The sequence below is a fragment of the Flavobacterium sp. LM5 genome, from assembly GCF_002017945.1.
Lineage (GTDB): Bacteria > Bacteroidota > Bacteroidia > Flavobacteriales > Flavobacteriaceae > Flavobacterium > Flavobacterium succinicans.
Map to the genome: position 1 here is coordinate 1,952,840 of NZ_MUFX01000001.1, position 24,661 is coordinate 1,977,500.

The window sequence follows — 24,661 nt, forward strand, 5'->3', positions numbered from 1 at the left end:
CTACTTTCGGTGAAGTGAAGTTATAACTGATTCAAAGTTGTAATATAAAAAGGTAATTGCTTTAATCCATTGAAGTCGTAATTACTAGTTTTCTACCATTCTCTTGGGGCTATCAGTTCTTCTGAATCAGCATTGAATCCATAAGCTTTAGCAATGAAGTCAAAGTCTGTCGCAATTGATTCTCTAGCACCAGTTTCTATTTCGCTGTTTTGCTCAGAGAATTCGTTTTGTAAATCATTTATTTTTTTTGTCGCTGTATGTGTTAATTTATAAAGTTCGTCAAGATTTTTAGGCGCTGTTTTTTCAATATCAATACATAGCTCAATAAGGATTATTTTTACTTTGTCAACGAGAAATTTTGGAAAATAGGAATCAGTATACATATCTTTTAGATAAGCATAATTCTTCAATTTATCGTTTTTTAGATTTTCTTGCTTGATAATTGTATTTTGATTTGTCGCTTGCTGACCATTGCAAGAAAATAAAATCAAAGAAATTATTGCAATAAAATATGCTTTCATTTTTATAAAGTTAGTGCTGATTGACGTTCGTTTATTACAGCGGGTTTGAGAACTAAATTAAGATTTATTTTTCGGTTATCGCTAAACTGCCAAATACAAAACCATCTTTCAATTAAGCCAAATGCCTAAATCCGTTGTAGTGGCTGGTTACTTATTTGAAGCAAAATTGTTATTTCCGCGAATTAATATTTCTTTCGACTTTTTAATGTTTTCTTCGGATTTAGTAATCAAACGAATAAAATTTACATTTAGTTTTTCTTTCTTGTTTTCAAACTTCTCAACAATTATTTTTAAAATATAATTTTCATCAACTATATAGCTTTCATAGTTAGCGTAAATTATTTCATTGTCAATTTGAAAAATTGTTGAATTGTCTTTTAGGTTTGTATATTTCAATTTCAAATTGTTTAATGAAATGAATTTAGGCTTATATGTTGGTTTAGTTACAATATAAAGTTTTCCGTAATATTTTATATTTTCTATTTCAATATTTTCCTTTTCTACATTTACTGTTTCAATTTCATTCGGATTTAGACTTCTTAAAATACTTTCATTAATCAGCTTTCCATTTACGAAATAAGCAGGTTTTTTGTTGTTTTCAATTTCGTTTTTGTATACAACGTTAATAATTGTATCATTTTTAGAAGCAATTTCTTGATTTGTAATTCGTAATCCTTGAGCTTTTCCCGTCGGTTTTTGCCCGAAACTATTAATTGATAAAAATAGTGTTGCAATAAAAAGTATCTTTTTCATAATTTTCTTTTTTTTTACGTTTCTTAGGTTAACAAGCCACTAATGTTATGGTACTACAGCGGGTTTGGGAACTAAATTAAGATTTATTTTTCGGTTGTCACTAAACTGCCAAATACAAAACCATTTTCCCATTAAGCCAATTGCCCAAATCCGTTGTAGCTTTTAGTGGTTGGGCTTTTTCAGCTTTCCATTTCTTCCCATTCATTTTTGTCTGGAATCATTCTTAAATTTTTAAATTCATTAAAGTCTTTAAAAAAATCAGTTCCTGGAAATCCATCAATTTCCTTTTTACCATTCCAGGTCAAATGAATAACAGTAAACTGCTTTTCAAAGTTTTGATTTCTAACTTCAAATAAAACATCATCATCAGATTTATATTTATAAAGTGCAGAAAATTTAAAATCGGAAAGTTTATGTTTTTCTTGTTTAGGTTTTAAAAAATCAAATATAGATTTTTCTTCCAAACCGATTTCTTTACTTAATTCTTCTTCAAAACCAATTTTTTGATTTATTGTAATCTTTTCCCAAGGCTCTTCAATAAAAAGGTTGGAAGAATTTTGTAGAGAAAAAAAATCTAATACATCTCTGTCAATTCCCGCAATATCAATTCGCTTTGGTTCGGTAGGGAAATCCGGATTATCATCAAACGTATAACCACCAATTGGATAAAGAAAATAGCCATTCTCTAATTGTACATTAAATCGTAAAGAACTCCATTTTTTATAATCAGGTTTATTTGTTTTCCAAAATTTCCAAACAGATTTTTGTATGTATTTAAAATAATTTTCGGTTGGAACAAATTCTCCAAATATGCAACCCATATTTTCGTCTCCGATTTGTAAGTCGGTTGTTCCTATAAATAGTTTATTTGAATATATTTTTGCTTTCAACGTTCTCTTTTTTTAGCCTTGCCACTAATTTGTATATAAACGCTATGTAATAGCGACTATACGCCCAAAATTGGCTGGATAATCGCAGTTTTATCTCGTTTTATTGTTTTTCAAATATATACAATTTTCATTACAAATCTTTTGCTTGTTTAGGCTTTGTTGCTATTGGTTTATGGTTTGGAGTTTATGGTAGTTGTTAAAAAACACACACCCCGACCCCTATAACTCCTTTTTGCTATTTATTTCGGAGTCGTTGAATCTTCGATTTCAAGAGGGGAGTAGTAACTGCAAAAAAAAAGGGATTTGTAATTTATAATTGGAATTTCTTCGCATAACGTTTCTAGCCCTGATGGGAGCGGCATCCTGTGGCTCTGGGGTTCAGATCCACAGATATAGCGGACAGCAGGATTAAGCTCCTAAATAGTTGTGTAATGGAGGAATATGCCCTTCGACTGCACTCAGGGTGATGTTTTTTGAATTTTGAATTTTGAATTTGAAATTTAAGAATTAGGATTTGCCCTTCGACTGCGCTCAGGGTGACGTTTTTGGGATTTTGCTTTTTGCTTTTTGCTTTTTGCTTTTTGCTTTTTGCTTTTTGCTTTTTGAAAATGTCATCTTGTCATATTTTTTTCCGCCATTTTTGGGGCAAACTGACAATTTATAGACTGACATCGGCTTGGCACAGTCCTTGACTTACCGACCTCGAGTTGTTAAAACGAGTATACAATTAAAATTAAATATAGTAAAAATGGGTAAAATAATCGGAATTGATTTAGGCACGACCAACTCTTGTGTTTCTGTAATGGAAGGTAATGAAGCAGTTGTTATTCCTAACGCAGAGGGAAAAAGAACAACGCCATCTATCATCGCTTTTGTAGAAGGTGGAGAAATTAAAGTGGGTGATCCTGCAAAAAGACAAGCAGTAACTAATCCAACTAAGACTATTGCTTCTATCAAACGTTTTATGGGACACACTTTTGCTGAAACTACAGAAGAAGCAAAAAGAGTTCCTTACACAGTTGTAAAAGGGGACAACAATACACCACGTGTGGATATTGACGGTCGTTTGTACACTGCTCAAGAATTGTCAGCTATGACACTTCAAAAAATGAAAAAAACTGCTGAAGACTATTTAGGTCAAACAGTAACTGAAGCAGTTATTACTGTTCCTGCTTACTTTAACGATGCACAACGTCAGGCTACAAAAGAGGCTGGTGAAATCGCTGGTTTGAAAGTTATGCGTATCATCAACGAACCAACTGCTGCGGCTTTGGCTTACGGATTGGATAAAAAAGGAACAGATCAAAAAATTGCTGTTTACGATTTAGGTGGAGGTACTTTTGATATCTCTGTTTTGGAATTAGGAGACGGAGTTTTCGAAGTATTGTCTACTAATGGTGATACACACTTAGGTGGTGATGATTTTGACCAAGTAATCATTGACTGGTTAGCTGACGAATTCAAATCTGAAGAAGGTATTGATTTACGTTTAGACCCAATGTCATTACAACGTATCAAAGAAGCTGCTGAGAAAGCAAAAATTGAATTGTCTTCTTCTGCAGAAACTGAAATCAACTTGCCATACGTTACAGCTACAGCTTCAGGACCAAAACACTTAGTAAAAAAACTAACTAGAGCACAATTCGAAAAATTGTCTGATAGTTTAGTAAAACGTTCTATGGCTCCAGTAGCACAAGCATTGAAAGATGCAGGTTTGTCTACTTCTGACATTGACGAAGTAATCTTAGTAGGTGGTTCTACTCGTATGCCAAGAATTGCTGATGAAGTGGAGAAATTCTTTGGTAAAAAAGCTTCTAAAGGAGTTAATCCTGATGAAGTAGTAGCGATTGGAGCTGCTATTCAAGGTGGTGTATTGTCTGGAGATGTAAAAGATGTATTGTTATTAGACGTTACTCCTTTATCTTTAGGTATCGAAACTATGGGTGGTGTAATGACTACTTTGATCGAATCTAACACAACTATTCCAACTAAAAAATCACAAGTATTCTCTACTGCTGCTGATTCTCAACCAACTGTTGAAATCCACGTTTTGCAAGGAGCAAGAGCAATGGCTGCTGATAACAAAACAATCGGTCGTTTCCACTTAGATGGAATTCCACCAGCACCAAGAGGTGTTCCTCAAATTGAAGTTACTTTTGATATTGATGCCAATGGTATTATCAAAGTATCGGCTACTGACAAAGGAACTGGTAAATCTCATGACATTCGTATCGAAGCTTCTTCTGGATTAACAGCTGAAGAAATCGAGAAAATGAAAAAAGATGCTGAAGCTAACGCTGAATCAGATAAAATCGCTAGAGAAAGAGCTGAGAAATTGAACGAAGCAGATGGAATGATCTTCCAAACTGAGTCTCAATTGAAAGAACTTGGAGATAAATTATCTGACGATAACAAAGTGGCTGTAGAGTACGCTTTAACTGAATTGAGAATGGCGCACCAATCTCAAGACATTCCAGCTATTCAAACTGCTTTGGATAACATCAACGCTGCTTGGAAAAAAGCAACTGAAGCGATGTATGCTCAAGGTGAACAAGGTCAAGCTGCTGCTGAGCCACAAGCTCAAGCACAGGGAGATAATGTTGAAGACGTTGACTTCGAAGAAGTTAAGTAAGTATTAAGTACTTTGTACTAAGTATTGAGATAAAACCGAGTCAGAAATGGCTCGGTTTTTTTTGTTTCATTTTTTATATATTAGCAGGTTATTTCCTATAATTCATTTTGTTTTTTCAAAATAATAATCTTTTATTTGTTAAAGTAAATTTATTAGAAATGAAAAAATATATTGGAATGGGTTTGGTCATTATGACCTTGTTTTTTGTAGGCTGTAGTGCTGAAGACTCTTCAGATGATACTACATCGGGAACCATAACGGCAACGATTAACGGAACGCGTTGGAAAGGGGCAAAGATTGTTAATGTTTCTTTGATGCAAGTAAATTCTATTGGAGAGCAGCGATTTGATATCAGTGCTCAAGATGGTAAACAAATGCTGTCATTAGCCTTTTTAAGCGAGTTAACTACCAAAGGAATGCCTGTTCGTACTTATTCGTTTGATAATGATGATGCGTTATTTTTAAATACGTATCTGATAGGGAATAGTACGTTTACCGAGCATTCTCCAGTTAGTGGTCAATTAACCATTACGGCTATGGATGCGGATAAAAAAACAATCTCAGGTACCTTTAGTTTTCAAAATGAGAAAGTAGGTATCTTACAGACAGAAATTATAACTCCTGAATTGGTAAATGTAACGGAAGGGGTTTTTACCAATCTAAGCTACAAAGTGATAACGGAAAAGTAATCTACTTTTTGGCAATGAGAACCGAGTCAGTAATGGCTCGGTTTTTTTTGTGCCCTAGATTCAGATTTTGATGCAAATGATTGCTTTTGATTATGTAGAAAAAGGAAAAGTAATACAACCTTTATTTCAATATAGTCTTTTCGTTTTTTGTCATATCGAGCGTAATCGAGATATATCGAGGGTTCTCGACTGCGCTCGAACTGACAAAATGGACTATTTTATGGTTTTTCTGTAAGGTCTTTTTTTTGACTTTGTAGGCATCAGAATTCAAAATACAAACCTACAGGATTTAACTATTTGATATTCTACAAAAAAGGTCTCGCTATAAAACGAGACCTTTTGATATTCAACTAAAATGGTACTTGTTATTTTGGATTCAAAGCACTGTCGATTCGAGCTACCAAATCCAATAAGTGGAATTTACTCAAACGATCCATTCTCGCTGCAGCCACTTTCATTTCATTTTTCAATCCTACCAATTGTCCTCTAGCGATAGAAGGCAAATCGGTTTGGGCTAAATTTACGGTTCTTGAATTCATACCGTAAGCCGCACCTACACTGTTAGAACGTACTACTGCATTACCTGGTTTTAGCATAGCAATTACTTTATCTACATACAGTTTTTGGATGTTTCTGCGGTAAATGTCTATTTTGGCACCACCAGCTAATTCTGAGAAGATTCCTTTTTTCAAGTCGGTCATTAATTCATCTACAGAATAGTTTTCAGGACTACTACTTGCGCTTTCCATCAAACGCACCATTCTGTCTCCAGCCAATAAGTTAGAAAGTGTTCCGTCTTGCATTGCTTTGATGGCTTCTACACCACTTTCTGGACTAATTTTAGATAAAACGTTAGCATCTAGTAACCATTTTGGTGTAGCAAATAATTGAGTGTTCAAGAAGGTAACCGCTTCTTTTTGGATGCTTTTTGGAACAACTTCAAATTGGTTGCCAGACATGTCATAGGTTTTTGGTGTGTCATAAATACCACCTACGTTTTTGGTCACGTGTCCCATATAGCGTCTGAATTGTCCTGTCAAAGCATTGTACATTTCTTCTAATTCTGAATAGCTTTCTCCTTTTTCGGCACTCCAAATGATTAAGTTGGGCAAAATGCGTTTTAAGTTTTTGATTCCGTATGCAGAAGCTTTCATAGCATTGTCACCAATGTCTTCTGTTTGGTATCTTGGGTCATAAGGACTAGCCTCTGTTCCAAACCACAAACGACGGTTTTTGTAGGCTTCTTTGGTCATCTCATTTAAGATGGCTTTTTCTGCTTTTTCATCTTTGGCGTCAGCAAAATACGAATACCCCCATTTGATAGCCCATTTGTCATAATCACCAATTCTTGGGAATAAGTGTTTTACGCCGTCTTCTGGCTGTGCTACGTAGTTGAAACGCGCATAATCCATAATAGAAGAAGTGTGACCATTCTTTTCTTGGAAAGCAGCATCTCTAAGTTTTTCTACTGGAGTAGCGGTACTTGCTCCCATATTGTGACGTAAACCTAAAGTATGTCCTACTTCGTGAGAAGAAACAAAACGAATCAATTCGCCCATTAGGTTGTCATCAAATTGTTTTTTTCTTGCCGCCGGATCAACAGCAGCTGTTTGGATTAAATACCAGTTTCTCAACAAACTCATAATGTTGTGGTACCATCCGATATGGCTTTCTAAGATTTCGCCTGTTCTTGGGTCGTGTACGTTTGGCCCATAGGCATTTTGGATATCGGCAGCGAAATAACGCAATACTGAGAAACGCGCATCTTCTAAGCTCATTGTTGGGTCATTCTCTGGCCAATATTCACCACGAATAGCGTTTTTCCAACCAGCATTTTCAAAAGCTTCTTGCCAGTCGTCAATTCCTTGTTTGATGAATTTTCTCCATTTGATTGGAGTAGCAGGGTCGATATAGTACACGATTGGTTTTTTCGGTTCGATCAATTCGCCTCTTTTTTGTTTGGCAGCATCATCGGCGTTTTTAGGTTCTAATTTCCAGCGAACAGCAAAAATTTCGGTATCCGATTTTTGAGATTCTTCTTCAAAAACATCAATTTGGTTGGCAAAGAAACCTACACGAGCATCGAAAGTTCTTTTGCGCATAGGTACTTTTGGTAACAACAACATCGAAGTATTCAATTCAATAGTCACCACTCCTGCATCCAAACCAGCAGGTAAATTGGTTCCAATTCTAGGTGTTGGATTCAACGATAACTGTGGTGCAGTAGTAGCGTACGTTTTTACGGTTTTGATTTCAACATTAATTGGGTAACTGCTCATTTTTTGAATAAAAGAGCGGTCTTTTTGAAACCCTTGAATATTGAGTAATTGTTTTTTGATAGGGTCCAAAGAGAAAGTTTGTAAATCCGATTCAAATGTTGGCGTTACATCAATTACATAACCTGTAGTTTCTTTTCCTTCTTTTTTGAAGGCTAAAATTTCATAGTTACCAATAATTGGGTCTGCTGATGAATTTTTTACTGCTTGAGCAATAGGTTTGTCTTCATCTGGTGAAGTAATTACGTGTGTAATAGAGCGTAACAAAAGGTTGTTATTCAAACCTTTTTCCCATTTGATGACTTGACGATTTACTTCTTCACCTCCAAAAACACCTCCACCAGCTGGAGTTTTAGAATAACGGGTGATCGTCATGATTTCTTTTCCAATAAGCGTATCGTTGATTTCAAACAAAAACTTGTTGTCGCTTGTTTTGTGAATATTGAAAAGTCCTTTTTGAGTAACTGCCGTGGAGTCGACTACTTTGTTATACGGTTTAGGTCCTTTTTTTTCAGACTCCTTTTTGTCAAGAGCCGTAGTGAGTTTTTTTTCGGCCTCTTTCTTTTTCTTGTTTTGAGCTAAGGATATTTCGCTACAGCATAATAACATAGCAACACATAATAGTAAGCTTTTGGTTTTTAACATATTTATTGAATTTTTAGCGATAAGAGAATAATAGTGAATTTTTGATAATTCTAGTTTGAATATTGTATAATGCATTTCAAACATATGAAAAATAATCAGTAATGAATGTAATATGTTGGTATAAATTTAAATATTTAACCATCGTTCAAGGGAATCATAAAATATACTTAAACCTGATTTTTCTCATAAATCCTCTGCCTTTTTTTAGTTATTTTTGTGTAGTTATAATTTTCATGCCCTTTGGAGGGTGATGAATTTTTAAAATTCTCATAATCAATCAATTATTCATTTGTTTTTCGTAATATTACTATTTTATTTTATTGGATGAGAAAAATTAAATACCGAAAAGGACGACGAATTCAACCCAATAATTTGGAGTATACAGGGATTTATAAAAATAATGAATCCGAGATACAGCTTTTTGTATACGATGCGGTTGGTTATTCAGAGCACATTGATTTTCAGGTAAATGATTTGAAAAAAACGATGAATACTTCCAAAAATAATTGGTTGAATTTACATGGTTTGAATAATTTAGAACTGATAAAAGAAATTGGACATTTTTTTACCATTGACCATTACGTTTTGTCGGATATACTAAACACTTCTAGACGAACGAAGCTGGAGGAAACTAACGAGCAGTTATTCTTTAATATCAAATCAATTTTACCTACTGATCAATCGGATAATATTTCAGTAGAACAAATTAGCTTTTTACTACAAGAAGGTGTTTTGATTTCTTTTCAGGAAAAGCGTTCTGATTTCTTTGCACATATTCGTGAAAGGATACGACACAACTCCTTTAATTTAAAAAATAAAAAAGTAGATTATCTTTTGTACGTTTTATTGGATGCTGTCATGGAAAACTTTTACATCACCATCGAAAATGAAGAGGAAAAATTAGAGGAGCTTATCGTACTTTCTAAAACGAATGCCAGTCCACTTATTTTAGAAAGAATTGAAAAACATCGTGATAATTTTAATTTTTTAAAGCGAGCGATCATCCCACTAAGAGACTCCCTATTTGATATTAAAAGCATAAAAGAGGAATCTATGTTTAATGTCATTCAACCCGATAGTTTCGTGTTTTTTTCCCGTTTACATCAAAAAACGTTAGAGCTACTTGAACAGATTGATGCTGATATGGGATTATTAGAGAGTGCTTCCAATTTTTTCTTCACCACGCAATCTCATAAAATGAATGAAATTATGAAAACATTGACTATAATTTCTGCAATTTTTATTCCTCTCACATTTATAGTTGGAATATACGGTATGAATTTTGAAAACATGCCCGAATTAGGCTATCAGAATGGTTATTACTATGTATTGGTATTGATGCTGTTATTAGTAATTGGAATGGTTTTGTATTTTAAAAAAAAGCAATGGTTTTAATCAACACAAATAATTTAAATAAAAAATAAGCGTAAAATAACTTAATTATGAATAAAGCAATATATATAGCTACAAGTGAGCAAAACTGTGGTAAATCTATTATAAGTTTGGGGTTAATGCAGATTTTAATGGGTAAGACCGCTCGTGTTGGGTATTTCAGACCTATTATTGAAGATTTTGAAGAAGGTAAATTTGATAACCATATCGAAACGGTGATATCTCATTTTGGTTTGGATATGAAGGTTGAAGAGGCTTATGCATTTACCAAAAGTAAATTAATCAAAAAGAAAAATAAAGGCAAAATAGGAGAGGTACTAGATGTTATCATCGAAAAATTTAAAAAATTAGAAGAGAAATATGATTTTGTACTGGTTGAAGGTACAAGTTTTATTGGAGAAGGTACCGCTATTGAATTAGGAATAAATGTACTTATTGCTAAAAATTTAGGGATTCCAACTATCATTATCGGGTCTGGAGTGGGAAAAACACTCGATGAATTGGTAGATAGTTTGTACTTAGCTTATGATACTTTTAAAGTAAAAGATGTAGAAGTAATATCCGTTATTGCCAATAAAGTGCAACCTGAAAATATTGAAATGGTTTCAAGTGCACTAAGTAAACATTTACCAAGTTCGGTTTTGGTAAATACCATTCCAATAGTGGCTAGTTTGCACAACCCAACGGTTCAAGAAATTGTTAACGAAATAGGAGCAAAAGTTCTTTTTGGAAAAGAATATTTAAACAATCAGGCCGGAAGCTATAGTATTGGAGCGATGCAATTGCCTAATTATTTATTGCATTTAAAAGACAATGCGCTTATTATTACTCCTGGAGATAGAGCTGATATTATTTTAGGGGCGCTTCAAGCCAATGAATCTGCAAATTATCCATCGGTAGCTGGAATCGTTTTAACTGGGAATTTAATGCCTGAAGAAAGTATTTTGCAATTAATAGAAGGACTTTCAACCGTGGTTCCAATTCTGACTGTACCAGGAGGAACCTACAATGTTTCTAATCAAATTGGTGCGATCAAGTCTAAGATTTATGCCAATAATACTCAGAAAATTGAAACCTCAATTGCTACTTTCGAAGAATATGTAAATGTAGATGCCTTGGCAGAGAAGTTTACTGCATTCGAATCTAGTGGTTTGACACCCAAAATGTTTCAATATAATTTGGTTAAAAGAGCCAAAAAAATTCGTAAGCATATTGTTTTACCAGAAGGTAATGATGATCGAATTTTGACCGCAGCATCACGTTTGCAATTGATGAATGTGGTAGATATTACCATTATTGGTAATAAAAAACAAATCGAAGCAAGAGTACTCGAATTAGGTTTGGATCTTGATTTTGATAAAGTATCGATCATTTTACCTAAAGAATCTGAGCATTATGAAGAGTATGTAAATACGTATTTTGAACTTCGAAAAGCTAAAAATATCTCTATTACCACTGCTAGAGATTTAATGGAAGATGTGTCGTATTTTGGAACCATGATGGTCTACAAAGGACACGCTGATGGAATGGTATCAGGAGCGGCGCACACCACACAACATACTATTTTGCCAGCACTGCAATTTATTAAAACCAAACCCAATTCATCGGTAGTTTCTTCTGTATTCTTCATGTGTCTTGAGGATCGTGTGTCTGTTTTTGGGGATTGTGCTATTAATCCAAATCCAACAGCAGAACAATTAGCTGAAATCGCCATTTCATCTGCTGATACGAGTAAAGCTTTTGGTATAGATCCTAAAGTAGCCATGTTGTCTTATTCTTCTGGAACTTCAGGGAAAGGGGATGAAGTGGAAAAAGTGAGAGCTGCAACTGAAATAGTAAAAGCAAAACGACCTGATATTAACATCGAAGGGCCTATTCAATATGATGCTGCCGTAGATATGAATGTAGGTAAAAGCAAAATGCCTGATTCAAAAGTAGCTGGCCAAGCAAGTGTATTGATCTTCCCTGATTTGAATACAGGAAATAATACGTACAAAGCAGTACAAAGAGAAACAGGGGCTTTGGCTATTGGGCCAATGTTACAAGGTCTAAACAAACCAGTAAACGATTTGAGTAGAGGTTGTACTGTAGATGACATTATCAATACAGTGGTGATCACTGCAATTCAAGCGCAAGACTTTTAGGCAAACTGACGATTTCAAAATAGTATTCAAGTGCTATTTCGACGCATTTTTCAATTTAAAAACAAAAAAAATTAAAACGTAAATAAATGAAAGTAGTAATTATTAATTCAGGAAGCTCTTCAATAAAATACCAATTGATAGAAATGCCCGAGCAAAAAGTGATTTGTTCAGGAATGATTGACCGTATCGGATTGGATACTTCTAATTTGACGTACACTACAGACGCCAATAAAATTGTAGAGTCATTGCCTATTGCTAATCATAAAATTGGGTTACAAAAAATTGCTCAATTATTAATGGATGACAAAGTAGGAGTTATTCAATCTACTTCCGAAATTAAAGCAGTTGGACATAGAGTAGTTCACGGGGGAAGCTCTTTTTCAAATACCGTAGAAATCACCAATGAAGTAAAAGAACAAATTCGTCAATTGATCGAATTAGCACCATTACACAATCCTGCAAATTTAGAAGGAATTGTAGTAGCAGAACAAATATTTGAATCAGCTAAACAAGTGGCTGTTTTTGATACCGCTTTTCATCAAACGATGCCTGTTGAAGCTTATAAATATGCGATTCCAAATTATTTATTGTCAGAAAATAAAATTCGTGCCTATGGATTTCACGGAACAAGCCATAAGTATGTTTCAGAAAAAGCGATTGAATATTTGACTCAAAAAGCCAATCATAAAGCCGATAAAATCATAACGATTCACTTAGGAAACGGTTGTAGTATGACTGCAATTAAAGAAGGAAAAAGTATCGATCATACCCTTGGATTTGGTCCAATGAATGGGTTAGTGATGGGGACTCGTAGCGGTGATGTGGATCCTTCTGTAATATTTTATTTGATTAAATCGTTAGGCTATTCTGCCGATGAAGTGAATGCTTTATTGCAAAAACAAAGTGGTATGTTGGGGCTAACGGGTTACAGTGACTTGAGAGATATTGAAAGTAATGCAGATGAAGGTAACAAAGAATGTCAATTGGCCTTAGCCATGAATGCTTACCGAATCAAAAAATTCATTGGCGCCTATGCTGCGGTTTTAAATGGTTTAGATGCTATTATTTTTACCGCTGGAATTGGTGAAAACTCAGATGTGATTAGAAGATTAGTGTGTGAGGACATGGATTATTTTGGTTTGGAATTAGATCAAGAAAAAAACAGTACGCGTTCTAAAGAAATCAGAGAAATTAATACGCCAAACGCCAAAACTAAAATACTTGTAATTCCTACCAACGAAGAAGTAGAAATTGCCAATCAAGTATTTGATTTACTGAACTAATGCTGTAAACTTCAGATAAGGTTGATAAATTTTGGTTTTTGAATTGGGGTATTTTGTGTGTTAAAATCGGAAATGCTGTTTTAATTTTAAATATTTTTGCAAAAAATTAACGTATGATTTCACACCCATTTACCAAAGCGATGAGTTGTAAGTGCAGCTCTTTTAAGCTTGTTTTTTTCTTTTTGCTGTTGCTGTTGAATTTTCAATCGTATGGTCAAAAAGATTTGTTTAAAAAAAGTAAGGAAAACAATGACTTAAAATTATCAACCTTACCTTATTATAGTTTTGGTAAAGGTATTGGAATCACTTCTCCCGATAGTTTGTATCAGTTAAACATTCGATTTAGAATGCAAAACAGAATAAGCTATATGGACAATGAAGGAGGCGATAGTGGATATGACGCACAAGTACGAAGATTACGTTTACGTTTTGATGGCTTTATTGGTTCGCCCAAAATTTTATATGCCATTCAGTTATCTTTTGCTCCAGGGGATGTTGGTGAGATAGTGGAAGGAGAAAATTTAAATGTGATTCGTGATGCCGTTTTGATGTATCGACCTAATAAAAATTGGAATTTCAGTTTTGGTCAAACAAAATTGCCAGGCAATCGTCAGCGTGTAAATTCTTCAGGGGCATTACAATTAACGGATAGAACTATCAATAATGCCAAATTTACAATTGATCGTGATTTTGGATTTCAAATTCATAATCTTCACGAACATGAAGATCGTTTTTCCTATAACTTAAAAGGTGCTGTAAGTACCGGAGAAGGTAGAAATGTAACCGACAAAGTGGACCAAGGAGTAGCTTTAACTGGAAAAGTAGAGCTATTCCCTTTCGGTTCCTTTCTTCGTGATGGGACTACTTTTGAAGGGGATTTGATGCGAGAAAAACGCCCTAAATTGTTGCTTTCAGGCGCTTTTCAGCAAAATAATAATGCACAGCGAACACAAGGGCAGTTAGGTAGTGATTTATTTGAAAAGAGAACGATGCAATCTGTTCTATTAGACATGATGTTCAAATACAATGGTTGGGCTGCCATGACCAGTTATATGTCTAGAACTACAGATCAAAATGCAGTCACGGTAAATCCGTTAGATAGCAGTCAAAAAAAATATGTGTTTGTAGGACATGGTTTTGATTACCAATTGAGCTATTGTTTTCCATCGAATTATGAAGTTATCGGACGCTATTCTACTCAAAATGTGGGGAAAGATATCCAAGCGTTAGCGCCAAATACGCAACAGTTCAGTTTAGGAGTGACCCGATATTTTTGGCAACATACTTTTAAATTACAAAGTGAGATTAATTATGACACCTTGACTTATTTTAACGGACAAACCAAAAACAATTGGTATTTGCGTTTTCAAGTAGAAATAGGAATTTAAGGTTCCGTATGAATTATATATATAAACAAGAAGCGCTTTTTCCTTGAGAGAAAGCGCTTCTTGTTTTATAACTAGGTACTATTGAGTAATTGTTACTGCTGTCTACTTTTGTTTTTTTGTTTTTTCCTTTTCAGAAAGCTCGTTTGGAACAATTTTTTTCTTGTAAATTGGAATGAAGTACGAAACGGTATAGTTGAAACCTACTCCAAAATCACCATCATAAGTTCTGTTAAAGCCTGGTATATATAAATTTTCGAAATCACTAGGCTCTTTATTGGTAATAATTCTATTCAATCGTAAGCTGAATCCCATAAATACGTTATTGAATACCTTAGCTTTAATACCCGCTACGACTTCAATCCATGAAGCCGATAAACCACTATAATTTTTCCCTGAGAGTATTGGTGGATTTTCTCCCCAATACGAATTTGGATTATAGATTTTGTAACTGTTCAATTCTTGGCTAAAGGTTGAAAATCCTCCACGTAAACCTATAGAAATAATGTTTTCCATATCCAACCAATTTTCATAAAAATTATAGTCAAAGCCTGCTTTCAGATAGGTTCCTTTGGCCGTAGATGTCAATCGATCATCTTCGGTGGTTTTGTTTTCTGATCCTAATTCAGCTGCCAAATAATATTTTTTGGTCAATCTATAATCTCCTGTCAACTCTATTCCTTTGTAATTACTGTCATACAGTCCTCTGGTCAATTTATATAAGTCAACACCAACTCGCAAACCATAGCGATTGGTTTTTGTGGGGATGCTATCTGTTGTTTTTTTTACTGGAAGTTTTTCTACTTCTTGAGTAGGTTTGGCTGGTAGAATATTGTTTGCTTTTGGTGGAGTAGGAGTGGTTTCTTGTGCTTGAGTGATTAACAAAGAAAATAGCAAGCAACTACTAAAAATAAATCGCAAGGTGTGTTTCTTTTTCATCGTTGATATTGGTTTTTTGTAGGGATACAACTTTCATCCATTTTTGATCAATTACGGTTCCGTCAGTATGTTCAAATGGCTTTTGAATATCCATCACAAACAAGGTTTTAAAACCACACGCTCTTGAAACATAAACTTCATTGGTGGTATAATTGAACTTCAAGACATCGGTATTGATGAATATAGGGTTCGAATTTCCGGAATTTAAAATAAAATTAAAGGTGGTGGTGGTAGCATTTGTTTTCAGTGGAAGTGAGATCTTATTTCCATTGAATAAGTATTTTGAATCCCCTGTGGCGTTAGGATTAAAAATAATTCCATCAGTCATCCCTTCTCCAATAACTTTCAAATTCGTCACACTTTTTTTGACATTTGGATTGTTGATGTCAGAGAATTCTATAACCAATCTAGGAGTCGTGGGTGTTTTGGCGTCGCAAATATCATCTTTTTCACAACTCGAAAAAGAGAAACAAAACACCAACAGTAAAAGTGTTATTTTTTTCATTTAAAACTATTTATTTATAAGGCTAAGTTTTTTAAAATTAGATTATTTTTTTACCACATAGAGACATAGAATTTATAGTCTTTAAAAGAAGTAATAGACGTTTTACTATTCACATAGTTTTCTATGTTTGAAATAGCGCTATTTCTATTTATTCTTTGTTCATAAGCATTAATCTATGATTCTATGTGGTTAATTTTTTATTTTATTTGAATTTCATACCCAACGGATATTTATTATGATTTAAAATCAGTGTCAATCTTATATGCCCTTCAACACCTTCTATGGTTTAAAAAAACCTAACCGCAAAGCACGCAAAGAAAAATCTTTATATGCCCTTCAATGCCTTATATGGTTTCCAAACACTCCAACCACAAAAACTCAAATGACTTCTATGTTTAAATATTAACGACGTTCCAATAACACCACATTCTCCACGTGATGCGTTTGCGGAAACATATCCACTGGTCGAACGCGCGTCACTTTGTACTTCTCATCCATTAAAGCCAAATCACGAGCTTGTGTTGCCGAATTACAACTAACATACACCACTTTTTTAGGCTCAATTTTCAAGATTTGATCAATAACTGCCGCGTGCATTCCGTCTCTTGGTGGATCGGTGATGATTACGTCTGGTTTGCCGTGTTGCGCGATAAAAGCTTCGTTAAACACCACTTTCATATCTCCTACAAAGAATTCACAATTCGTGATATTATTTCGTTCGGCGTTCGCTTTGGCGTCTTTAATCGCTTCGGGCACACTTTCAACCCCAATTACTTTTTTGGCTTTTTTCGACACAAACTGAGCGATGGTTCCAGTTCCTGTGTACAAATCATACACCGTTTCGTTACCTGTCAATCCAGCGAAATCTCTTGTAATTTTGTATAGTTCGTAGGCTTGATCCGAGTTGGTTTGGTAAAACGACTTAGCGTTGATACTAAATTTCAAGCCTTCCATTTCTTCTAGGATGTAATCACGTCCTTTGTACAACTGAATGTTCGTATCGTATAACGTATCGTTTGCTTTGTTGTTAATCACGTATTGCAAAGAAGTAATCTGCGGAAATTTGGCATACAAATGATCCAACAACAATTCTCTATTAGCTAGATCGTCTTCAAAAAACTGAATCAACACCATAATTTCGCCAGTCGAAGCCGTGCGCAACATAAGCGTACGCAACAAACCTTCGTGCGCTCTTGGGTTAAAGAACGTCAAACCGTTTGCATTGGCAAATTCACGCACTTCGTTGCGAATCGCGTTCGAAGGGTCTTCTTGCAAATGACATTTATTGATATCTAGAATTTTGTCCCACATTTTCGGAATATGAAAACCCAAGGCATTTTTATTGTCCAATTCCTCGCTGCTTCCTATCTCGGCTTCGGTGAGCCAACGGCTGTTCGAAAACGAAAACTCCATTTTGTTGCGGTAGAAAAACTGTTTTTCAGAACCTAAAATCGGTTCGAAATCCGGTAATTCAATTTTGCCAATACGTTGCAGGTGGTTTTTTACCTCGTTGTGTTTAAAAAACAATTGCTGGCTGTACTTCATATTTTGCCATTTGCAACCGCCACACACCCCAAAATGCTCACAAATTGGGTCAACGCGGTGTTCCGAGAACTCGTGAAACTTCACGGCTTTGCCTTCGTAATAGGCTTTTCTTTTCTTGAACGTTTGCACATCTACCACGTCGCCAGGCACGACATTCGAGATGAATACTACTTTTCCGTCGGGTGCTTTTGCTACCGATACGCCTTTTGCTCCAGCATCAAGGACTTTTATCTGATGGAAGACAATCTTGTCTGTGTTTTTCTTTGCCATGGCGCAAAAATAAGCCTTTGAAATGTTTTACAAATTCAATTTTAGATTTTTTTTTAAAACGTTTGTTTTTTATTGCTTTAGGTTCTTTGAAATGTACTTTAAATCAATGTGGTAGTTTGTGTTGTTTCTTTTTCTATTAATGATTATTAGGCGTAAAAGGGGAGTAGTCTCTAAAAAAAAAGGACACTCTATTGTTTTAATGAGTATCCTTCTTTATATGTATTATGTATTCCGTTTATTTAAAATAGGAAAAAGTCTCGTTGTTTTCAATTTTCAACAAAGTTTCATAAATCAATTGAATCACGTGTTCAACGTCACTGCGATGTACCATTTCTACAGTAGTATGCATATAACGTAGTGGTAACGAAATCAACGCCGAGGCTACACCACCATTACTGTAGGCAAAAGCATCAGTGTCTGTTCCAGTTACACGTGAAGAGGCTAAACGCTGAAAAGGAATCCCTTTTTCTGAAGCAGTATCCAAGATGAGTTCTCTTAGATTGTTTTGAACTGCAGGTGCATAAGTTATTACTGGACCAAGACCAATTTTGGTTTCTCCTTCAATCTTTTTATCAATCATAGGCGTGGTCGAATCATGACAAACATCAGTAACAATGGCTACATTCGGTTTAATAGTTTGCGTGATCATTTCAGCACCTCTTAATCCTACTTCTTCCTGAACGGCATTGGTGATGTAAAGACCAAATGGAAGCTTCTTCTTGTTTTCGTGCAAAAGCCTAGCAACTTCGGCAATCATGAACCCACCCATTCGGTTGTCAATAGCGCGACACACAAATTTATTGTCATTCATAATCATGAATTCGTCTGGGTAAGTAATAACGCAGCCCACATGAACTCCTAATTTTTCTACTTCTTCTTTGGTGTCGCAACCCAAATCGATAAAGATGTTGCTCGTTTTTGGGTTTTCTTCCTTGTCTCGGTTACGAGTGTGTATTGCGGGCCAACCAAAAACACCTTTTACAATCCCTTTCTTGGTATGAATATTTACTCGTTTTGAAGGTGCAATTTGATGATCTGATCCACCATTGCGAATGACATATACCAATCCATCTTCGGTAATGTAATTAACATACCAAGCAATTTCATCGGCATGTCCTTCAATAACTACCTTAAAAGGAGCATCAGGATTTATGATTCCTACAGCAGTTCCGTAGGTGTCCGTAATTAAAGTATCTACATAAGGAGTTAGGTACTCCATCCAAATTTTTTGCCCCTCAGATTCAAAGCCGGTAGGCGAAGCGTTATTTAAATATTTTTCTAAAAAAACCAGCGAAGCGCTATTTAATATTGATCCTGAACTCATAATAATTATTTTTTGCTAAATTATAAATTTGGCATCAGACTTGCGTATAAATTTATAATTTTGAATTATAAATTTTACCCATGAACCGAATTGTATTTTTTTTGTGTTTCTTTTGTTTTGTTCAAGCATTGCAAGCACAAGTTGTTACCAAAGAGCCCTCAAAATCTGACCTTAATCTAATTGAAAACGACAGCGTACTGGCTGATACCATTCTGCTTCCTGAGATAATTATCAGTAAAGAAAGGCTAAGTCTTGAGGATAAAAAACAATTCCTGATTTTACAAAATAGAGTATATAAGGCTTATCCATATGCTAAATTAGCTTCTGAACGATTAGTAGCGCTTCGAAAAGGAATGTCTCTTTTAAAGACAAACAAAGAAAAAAAGAAGTATTTCAAAATCGTTGAAGACTATTTAACGAATGAATTTGAAGAGAAGTTAAAAAAGCTATCCAGAAAGCAAGGGCAAATACTTGTAAAACTAATCCATAGACAAACAGGTGTTACTACTTATGAGTTGGTCTCTGACTTGAAAAGCGGTTGGAAAGCATTTTGGGCCAATACCACCGCTCGTGTTTTTGATATTAATTTAAAAACGAAATACCAACCTTTCGAGGTAAACGAAGACTTTTTGATAGAAACGATTTTGGTTCGTGCTTTTGAATCGGGTCGTCTGCAAAATCAACCGCCTGCTTCTCCTGTAGATTACGGAATACTTAATGAATCTTGGCAGGCAAAAGCAAGTAAATCCCAATAGAGTATTTTATGTGTAATAAATTTAGCTGTCTCTGGGCGGCTTTTTTTATTCTTTCCTATATCAACATTTGCATTTCTCCAGTTCGCGCAATTCGTTATGAGTACTATTTAGGCGTTCTCCTTATATATAGAGAGATATAGTTTTAAGCCAGAAGTTTGGTGGTACTATATATAAGGAGCCGGGCTATCCGCTACAAGTCCTCGACTAGTTTCGTTGTCACTACACTAGTCTGTGGGCTTTCCACTGCTATCCCTAACGCGTAAAGTCTTATCTAAGCGCTAATCCTGTATATAGACTAATGCTTTATATGTATGGAGATAAAATAAATATAAAGAGAGCGTTTTTGTTCTCTAGCCTCAAACTCTATATTCTATACTGTAAAAGCTGTTTATACACTATATATACTGTATGGATAAAGTATAGATAGAGTATGAAAAGTGTATTTTACTAGTGATTTAGGATTAGTTGTTGAATAATGAAGTTTTTTCAATTCGTAAAGTTTTGGTTAAATAATGATTATCAGAGCTTTATTGAATTATTAAAAAATAAATCAAAAAAAGTTTTAAAAAGGCCTTGTTTAAACGAAAAAAGGGTCTACTTTTGCACCCGCAACAACGGCAACGTTCTTTTAAAAACTGGCAAGCGATTGAGATTAACGAAAAGAGATTTTCAAAAATAAAAATCAAAAAAAGCTTGTGAGAAATAAAAGAGTTATTTACCTTTGCACCCCGCAAAACACGGGAAGTTCCTTGAGAGATTGATAAGAGAGAATGATTTAAACGAGATAAAAATCTCAAAAAAAACTTCATTTTTTTCTTGCCAGTTAAAAAAAGAATTTCTACTTTTGCACCCGCTAATCGCGACAACGAAAAGCGCAGAAAACAAGAAGAATACGTTCCTAGACATATTGAATTGACAGCCGTCTTATTGAAAGATAAGACAAAGAAAAAAAGAGTAAGATAATCGAGAGATTAGAATAAACACCGATAGAATTGGATTCGCATAAAAATAGCTTAATTTATTAAGCGCACAATATACGATGAAGAGTTTGATCCTGGCTCAGGATGAACGCTAGCGGCAGGCTTAACACATGCAAGTCGAGGGGTATAGTTCTTCGGAACTAGAGACCGGCGCACGGGTGCGTAACGCGTATGCAATCTACCTTTTGCAGAGGGATAGCCCAGAGAAATTTGGATTAATACCTCATAGTATGTGAGAATGGCATCATTTTCACATTAAAGTCACAACGGCAAAAGATGAGCATGCGTCCCATTAGCTAGTTGGTAAGGTAACGGCTTACCAAGGCAACGATGGGTAGGGGTCCTGAGAGGGAGATCCCCCACACTGGTACTGAGACACGGACCAGACTCCTACGGGAGGCAGCAGTGAGGAATATTGGACAATGGGCGCAAGCCTGATCCAGCCATGCCGCGTGCAGGATGACGGTCCTATGGATTGTAAACTGCTTTTGTACAGGAAGAAACACTCCCTCGTGAGGGAGCTTGACGGTACTGTAAGAATAAGGATCGGCTAACTCCGTGCCAGCAGCCGCGGTAATACGGAGGATCCAAGCGTTATCCGGAATCATTGGGTTTAAAGGGTCCGTAGGCGGTTTAGTAAGTCAGTGGTGAAAGCCCATCGCTCAACGGTGGAACGGCCATTGATACTGCTAGACTTGAATTATTAGGAAGTAACTAGAATATGTAGTGTAGCGGTGAAATGCTTAGAGATTACATGGAATACCAATTGCGAAGGCAGGTTACTACTAATGGATTGACGCTGATGGACGAAAGCGTGGGTAGCGAACAGGATTAGATACCCTGGTAGTCCACGCCGTAAACGATGGATACTAGCTGTTGGGCGCAAGTTCAGTGGCTAAGCGAAAGTGATAAGTATCCCACCTGGGGAGTACGTTCGCAAGAATGAAACTCAAAGGAATTGACGGGGGCCCGCACAAGCGGTGGAGCATGTGGTTTAATTCGATGATACGCGAGGAACCTTACCAAGGCTTAAATGTAGATTGACCGGTTTGGAAACAGACTTTTCGCAAGACAATTTACAAGGTGCTGCATGGTTGTCGTCAGCTCGTGCCGTGAGGTGTCAGGTTAAGTCCTATAACGAGCGCAACCCCTGTTGTTAGTTGCCAGCGAGTCATGTCGGGAACTCTAACGAGACTGCCAGTGCAAACTGTGAGGAAGGTGGGGATGACGTCAAATCATCACGGCCCTTACGCCTTGGGCTACACACGTGCTACAATGGCCGGTACAGAGAGCAGCCACTGGGTGACCAGGAGCGAATCTACAAAGCCGGTCACAGTTCGGATCGGAGTCTGCAACTCGACTCCGTGAAGCTGGAATCGCTAGTAATCGGATATCAGCCATGATCCGGTGAATACGTTCCCGGGCCTTGTACACACCGCCCGTCAAGCCATGGAAGCTGGGGGTGCCTGAAGTCGGTGACCGCAAGGAGCTGCCTAGGGTAAAACTGGTAACTAGGGCTAAGTCGTAACAAGGTAGCCGTACCGGAAGGTGCGGCTGGAACACCTCCTTTCTAGAGCCTTAGTGTTAGCGTAAAGCACGCTAAGGAAAAAGAAGAAGATTTTAAAGGTGCTATGACACCGATTATATTACTCTTGCTGTTAATTTAAAGAAATTGAATAAAGAATTAAGTAAAAAACAGAGTCTCGTAGCTCAGCTGGTTAGAGTACTACACTGATAATGTAGGGGTCGGCAGTTCGAGTCTGCCCGGGACTACTATTTACACTTAATTAGGAAATTCTAGAGGTTGAAATCCTTTTTTTTTGGAATTTGGAATTTAAAAATTTGGAATTTTACAAAAAATGGGGGATTAGCTCAGCTGGCTAGAGCGCCTGCCTTGCACGCAGGAGGTCAACGGTTCGACTCCGTTATTCTCCACAAGATAGTATCAAGATGATAGTATCAAGAATTAAGACAATAAGGTCTTAGTACTTAATACAGAATACTTAATACTTATTTAAAGTTCATTGACATATTGAGATAAGAAATAATAAAAAGTAGAAAGCAGTTTTCTCTGATTTATTAGAGAAAGCGAAAAAAAACGGTCATAATTAATTTTATGATTGGTACAATAAGCAAAATAAGGGCGTATGGGGGATGCCTAGGCTCTCAGAGGCGAAGAAAGGCGTGATAAGCTGCGAAAAGCTACGGGGATTGGCACACACGAATTGATCCGTAGATACCTGAATGGGGCAACCCACTATGTTGAAGACATAGTACACCGATAGGTGGGCAAACCCGCTGAACTGAAACATCTAAGTAGGCGGAGGAGAAGAAAACAAAAGTGATTCCGTAAGTAGTGGCGAGCGAACGCGGATTAGCCCAAACCAATGTTGTTACGGCAATGTTGGGGTTGTAGGACCACGAGATTTCTTGCATAAAGAATTAGAATCTACTGGAAAGTAGAGCCAAAGAAGGTGATAGCCCTGTATAAGTAATGAATGTAAAGGATAGTGGTATCCTGAGTAGGGCGGGGCACGTGAAACCCTGTCTGAATTTGGCGGGACCATCCGCTAAGGCTAAATACTCCTGAGAGACCGATAGTGAACCAGTACCGTGAGGGAAAGGTGAAAAGAACCGTGAATAACGGAGTGAAATAGATCCTGAAACCATACGCTTACAAGCGGTCGGAGCCCTTTCGTGGGGTGACGGCGTGCCTTTTGCATAATGAGCCTACGAGTTAACGTTGCTGGCAAGGATAAGTGGTTAAGCCACGGATCCGTAGCGAAAGCGAGTCTGAATAGGGCGCTTTAGTCAGTAGTGTTAGACGCGAAACCGTGTGATCTACCCATGGGCAGGATGAAGCGCTGGTAACACAGTGTGGAGGTCCGAACCGGTTGACGTTGAAAAGTCTTCGGATGACCTGTGGGTAGGGGTGAAAGGCCAATCAAACTCGGAAATAGCTCGTACTCCCCGAAATGCATTTAGGTGCAGCGTTATTTTAGTTATATAGAGGTAGAGCTACTGATTGGATGCGGGGGCTTCACCGCCTACCAATTCCTGACAAACTCCGAATGCTATATAATGATTGATAACAGTGAGGGCTTGGGTGCTAAGGTCCAAGTCCGAGAGGGAAAGAACCCAGACCATCAGCTAAGGTCCCCAAATATATGTTAAGTTGAAAGAACGAGGTTTGTCTGCCCAGACAGCTAGGATGTTGGCTTGGAAGCAGCCATTCATTTAAAGAGTGCGTAACAGCTCACTAGTCGAGCGGACGAGCATGGATAATAATCGGGCATAAACATATTACCGAAGCTATGGATTTACAAGCAATTGTAAGTGGTAGGGGAGCATTCTAACAGGGTTGAAGGTGTGTCGTAAGGCATGCTGGACTGGTTAGAAAAGAAAATGTAGGCATAAGTAACGATAATGCGGGCGAGAAACCCGCACACCGAAAGACTAAGGTTTCCACAGCTATGCTAATCAGCTGTGGGTTAGTCGGGACCTAAGGCGAACCCGAAAGGGACAGTCGATGGCCAACGGGTTAATATTCCCGTACTACTGATTACTGTGATGGGGTGACGGAGTGATGAAAGCGCCGCGAACTGACGGAATAGTTCGTTGAAGTACCTACCTATAAGCTGCGCAGGCAAATCCACGCGGCTTGGGGAAATACGATAGTACTCGGAGACTTCGGTCAAAGAGATAGTGCGCCTAAGGGCTTCCAAGAAAAACC

The 24,661-nt window shown here is 36.6% G+C and carries 15 protein-coding genes, 2 tRNA genes and 2 rRNA genes (1 of these 19 only partly in view); 11 read left to right on the forward strand and 8 right to left on the reverse strand.

What is annotated here, in order from left to right:
* Nucleotides 1-92: 92 nt before the first annotated feature.
* From BXU11_RS08345 to BXU11_RS08355, 3 genes are all read right to left on the reverse strand, one after another.
* Nucleotides 93-521 carry a DUF5713 family protein gene (locus BXU11_RS08345; RefSeq protein ID WP_223253700.1) on the reverse strand — a complete coding sequence of 143 codons (429 nt, stop codon included), beginning with the start codon at nt 519-521 and terminating at the stop codon, nt 93-95.
* A 147-nt stretch (nt 522-668) separates the two neighbouring features.
* On the reverse strand, nt 669-1,274 hold the full coding sequence (locus BXU11_RS08350) for a hypothetical protein (protein ID WP_024982609.1): 606 nt from the start codon (nt 1,272-1,274) through the stop codon (nt 669-671).
* Between the two features lie 179 nt (nt 1,275-1,453).
* A complete protein-coding gene (locus tag BXU11_RS08355) occupies nt 1,454-2,164 on the reverse strand; it encodes a hypothetical protein (protein ID WP_078211968.1) in 711 nt (236 codons plus the stop codon).
* Nucleotides 2,165-2,912: 748 nt separating this feature from the next.
* Here BXU11_RS08355 and dnaK point away from each other — a divergent pair.
* Together dnaK and BXU11_RS08365 are read left to right on the forward strand one after the other, a co-directional pair.
* Nucleotides 2,913-4,796: a molecular chaperone DnaK gene (dnaK, locus tag BXU11_RS08360; RefSeq protein WP_024982607.1), complete on the forward strand. Its 1,884-nt coding sequence runs from the start codon at nt 2,913-2,915 to the stop codon at nt 4,794-4,796.
* A gap of 158 nt (nt 4,797-4,954) precedes the next feature.
* Nucleotides 4,955-5,485 carry a DUF6252 family protein gene (locus tag BXU11_RS08365; protein ID WP_139363461.1) on the forward strand — a complete coding sequence of 177 codons (531 nt, stop codon included), beginning with the start codon at nt 4,955-4,957 and terminating at the stop codon, nt 5,483-5,485.
* Between the two features lie 365 nt (nt 5,486-5,850).
* Here BXU11_RS08365 and BXU11_RS08370 read toward each other — a convergent pair whose 3' ends face one another.
* Entirely contained in the window at nt 5,851-8,406 is a 2,556-nt protein-coding gene (locus BXU11_RS08370) for a zinc-dependent metalloprotease (protein ID WP_078212169.1), read from the reverse strand.
* A 324-nt stretch (nt 8,407-8,730) separates the two neighbouring features.
* Here BXU11_RS08370 and corA point away from each other — a divergent pair, with 324 nt between their 5' ends.
* From corA to BXU11_RS08390, 4 genes are all read left to right on the forward strand, one after another.
* Nucleotides 8,731-9,801, forward strand: coding sequence for a magnesium/cobalt transporter CorA (gene corA, locus BXU11_RS08375; RefSeq protein ID WP_078211972.1), 1,071 nt, complete (start codon nt 8,731-8,733; stop codon nt 9,799-9,801).
* Nucleotides 9,802-9,848: 47 nt separating this feature from the next.
* Complete coding sequence (pta, locus tag BXU11_RS08380; protein WP_024982603.1) at nt 9,849-11,942, forward strand: phosphate acetyltransferase; 2,094 nt, start codon at nt 9,849-9,851, stop codon at nt 11,940-11,942.
* 86 nt (nt 11,943-12,028) lie between these two features.
* Nucleotides 12,029-13,225: an acetate/propionate family kinase gene (locus tag BXU11_RS08385; protein ID WP_078211974.1), complete on the forward strand. Its 1,197-nt coding sequence runs from the start codon at nt 12,029-12,031 to the stop codon at nt 13,223-13,225.
* Nucleotides 13,226-13,338: 113 nt separating this feature from the next.
* Nucleotides 13,339-14,613 (forward strand): porin, encoded by a 1,275-nt coding sequence (locus BXU11_RS08390; RefSeq protein ID WP_223253701.1) that lies wholly within the window; start codon nt 13,339-13,341, stop codon nt 14,611-14,613.
* Nucleotides 14,614-14,715: 102 nt separating this feature from the next.
* Here the strand turns inward: BXU11_RS08390 and BXU11_RS08395 are convergent, their stop codons facing one another.
* The 4 genes from BXU11_RS08395 to BXU11_RS08410 form a co-directional block, all read right to left on the reverse strand.
* Nucleotides 14,716-15,549, reverse strand: a complete 834-nt coding sequence (locus BXU11_RS08395) for a DUF6048 family protein (RefSeq protein ID WP_078211976.1) — start codon at nt 15,547-15,549, stop codon at nt 14,716-14,718.
* Nucleotides 15,515-16,054, reverse strand: a complete 540-nt coding sequence (locus tag BXU11_RS08400; RefSeq protein WP_078211978.1) for a DUF6452 family protein — start codon at nt 16,052-16,054, stop codon at nt 15,515-15,517. The genes BXU11_RS08395 and BXU11_RS08400 overlap by 35 nt, the downstream gene beginning before the upstream one ends.
* Nucleotides 16,055-16,456: 402 nt before the next feature.
* Nucleotides 16,457-17,869: a 23S rRNA (uracil(1939)-C(5))-methyltransferase RlmD gene (gene rlmD / locus BXU11_RS08405; protein WP_078211980.1), complete on the reverse strand. Its 1,413-nt coding sequence runs from the start codon at nt 17,867-17,869 to the stop codon at nt 16,457-16,459.
* 235 nt (nt 17,870-18,104) lie between these two features.
* Nucleotides 18,105-19,193, reverse strand: a complete 1,089-nt coding sequence (locus tag BXU11_RS08410) for a M42 family metallopeptidase (RefSeq protein WP_078211982.1) — start codon at nt 19,191-19,193, stop codon at nt 18,105-18,107.
* Between the two features lie 80 nt (nt 19,194-19,273).
* Between BXU11_RS08410 and BXU11_RS08415 the strand changes: the two genes are divergently transcribed.
* From BXU11_RS08415 to BXU11_RS08440, 5 genes are all read left to right on the forward strand, one after another.
* Nucleotides 19,274-19,948, forward strand: coding sequence for a DUF4294 domain-containing protein (locus BXU11_RS08415; RefSeq protein WP_024982596.1), 675 nt, complete (start codon nt 19,274-19,276; stop codon nt 19,946-19,948).
* Nucleotides 19,949-20,984: 1,036 nt separating this feature from the next.
* Nucleotides 20,985-22,498: ribosomal RNA gene (locus tag BXU11_RS08425) — 16S ribosomal RNA — on the forward strand.
* Nucleotides 22,499-22,627: 129 nt separating this feature from the next.
* Nucleotides 22,628-22,701 (forward strand) — tRNA-Ile (locus BXU11_RS08430).
* 88 nt (nt 22,702-22,789) lie between these two features.
* A tRNA-Ala gene (locus tag BXU11_RS08435) sits at nt 22,790-22,863 on the forward strand.
* 191 nt (nt 22,864-23,054) lie between these two features.
* Nucleotides 23,055-24,661: ribosomal RNA gene (locus tag BXU11_RS08440) — 23S ribosomal RNA — on the forward strand (it continues 1,272 nt past the right edge of the window).
* The 16S and 23S rRNA genes sit together here with 2 tRNA genes alongside, the layout of an rRNA operon.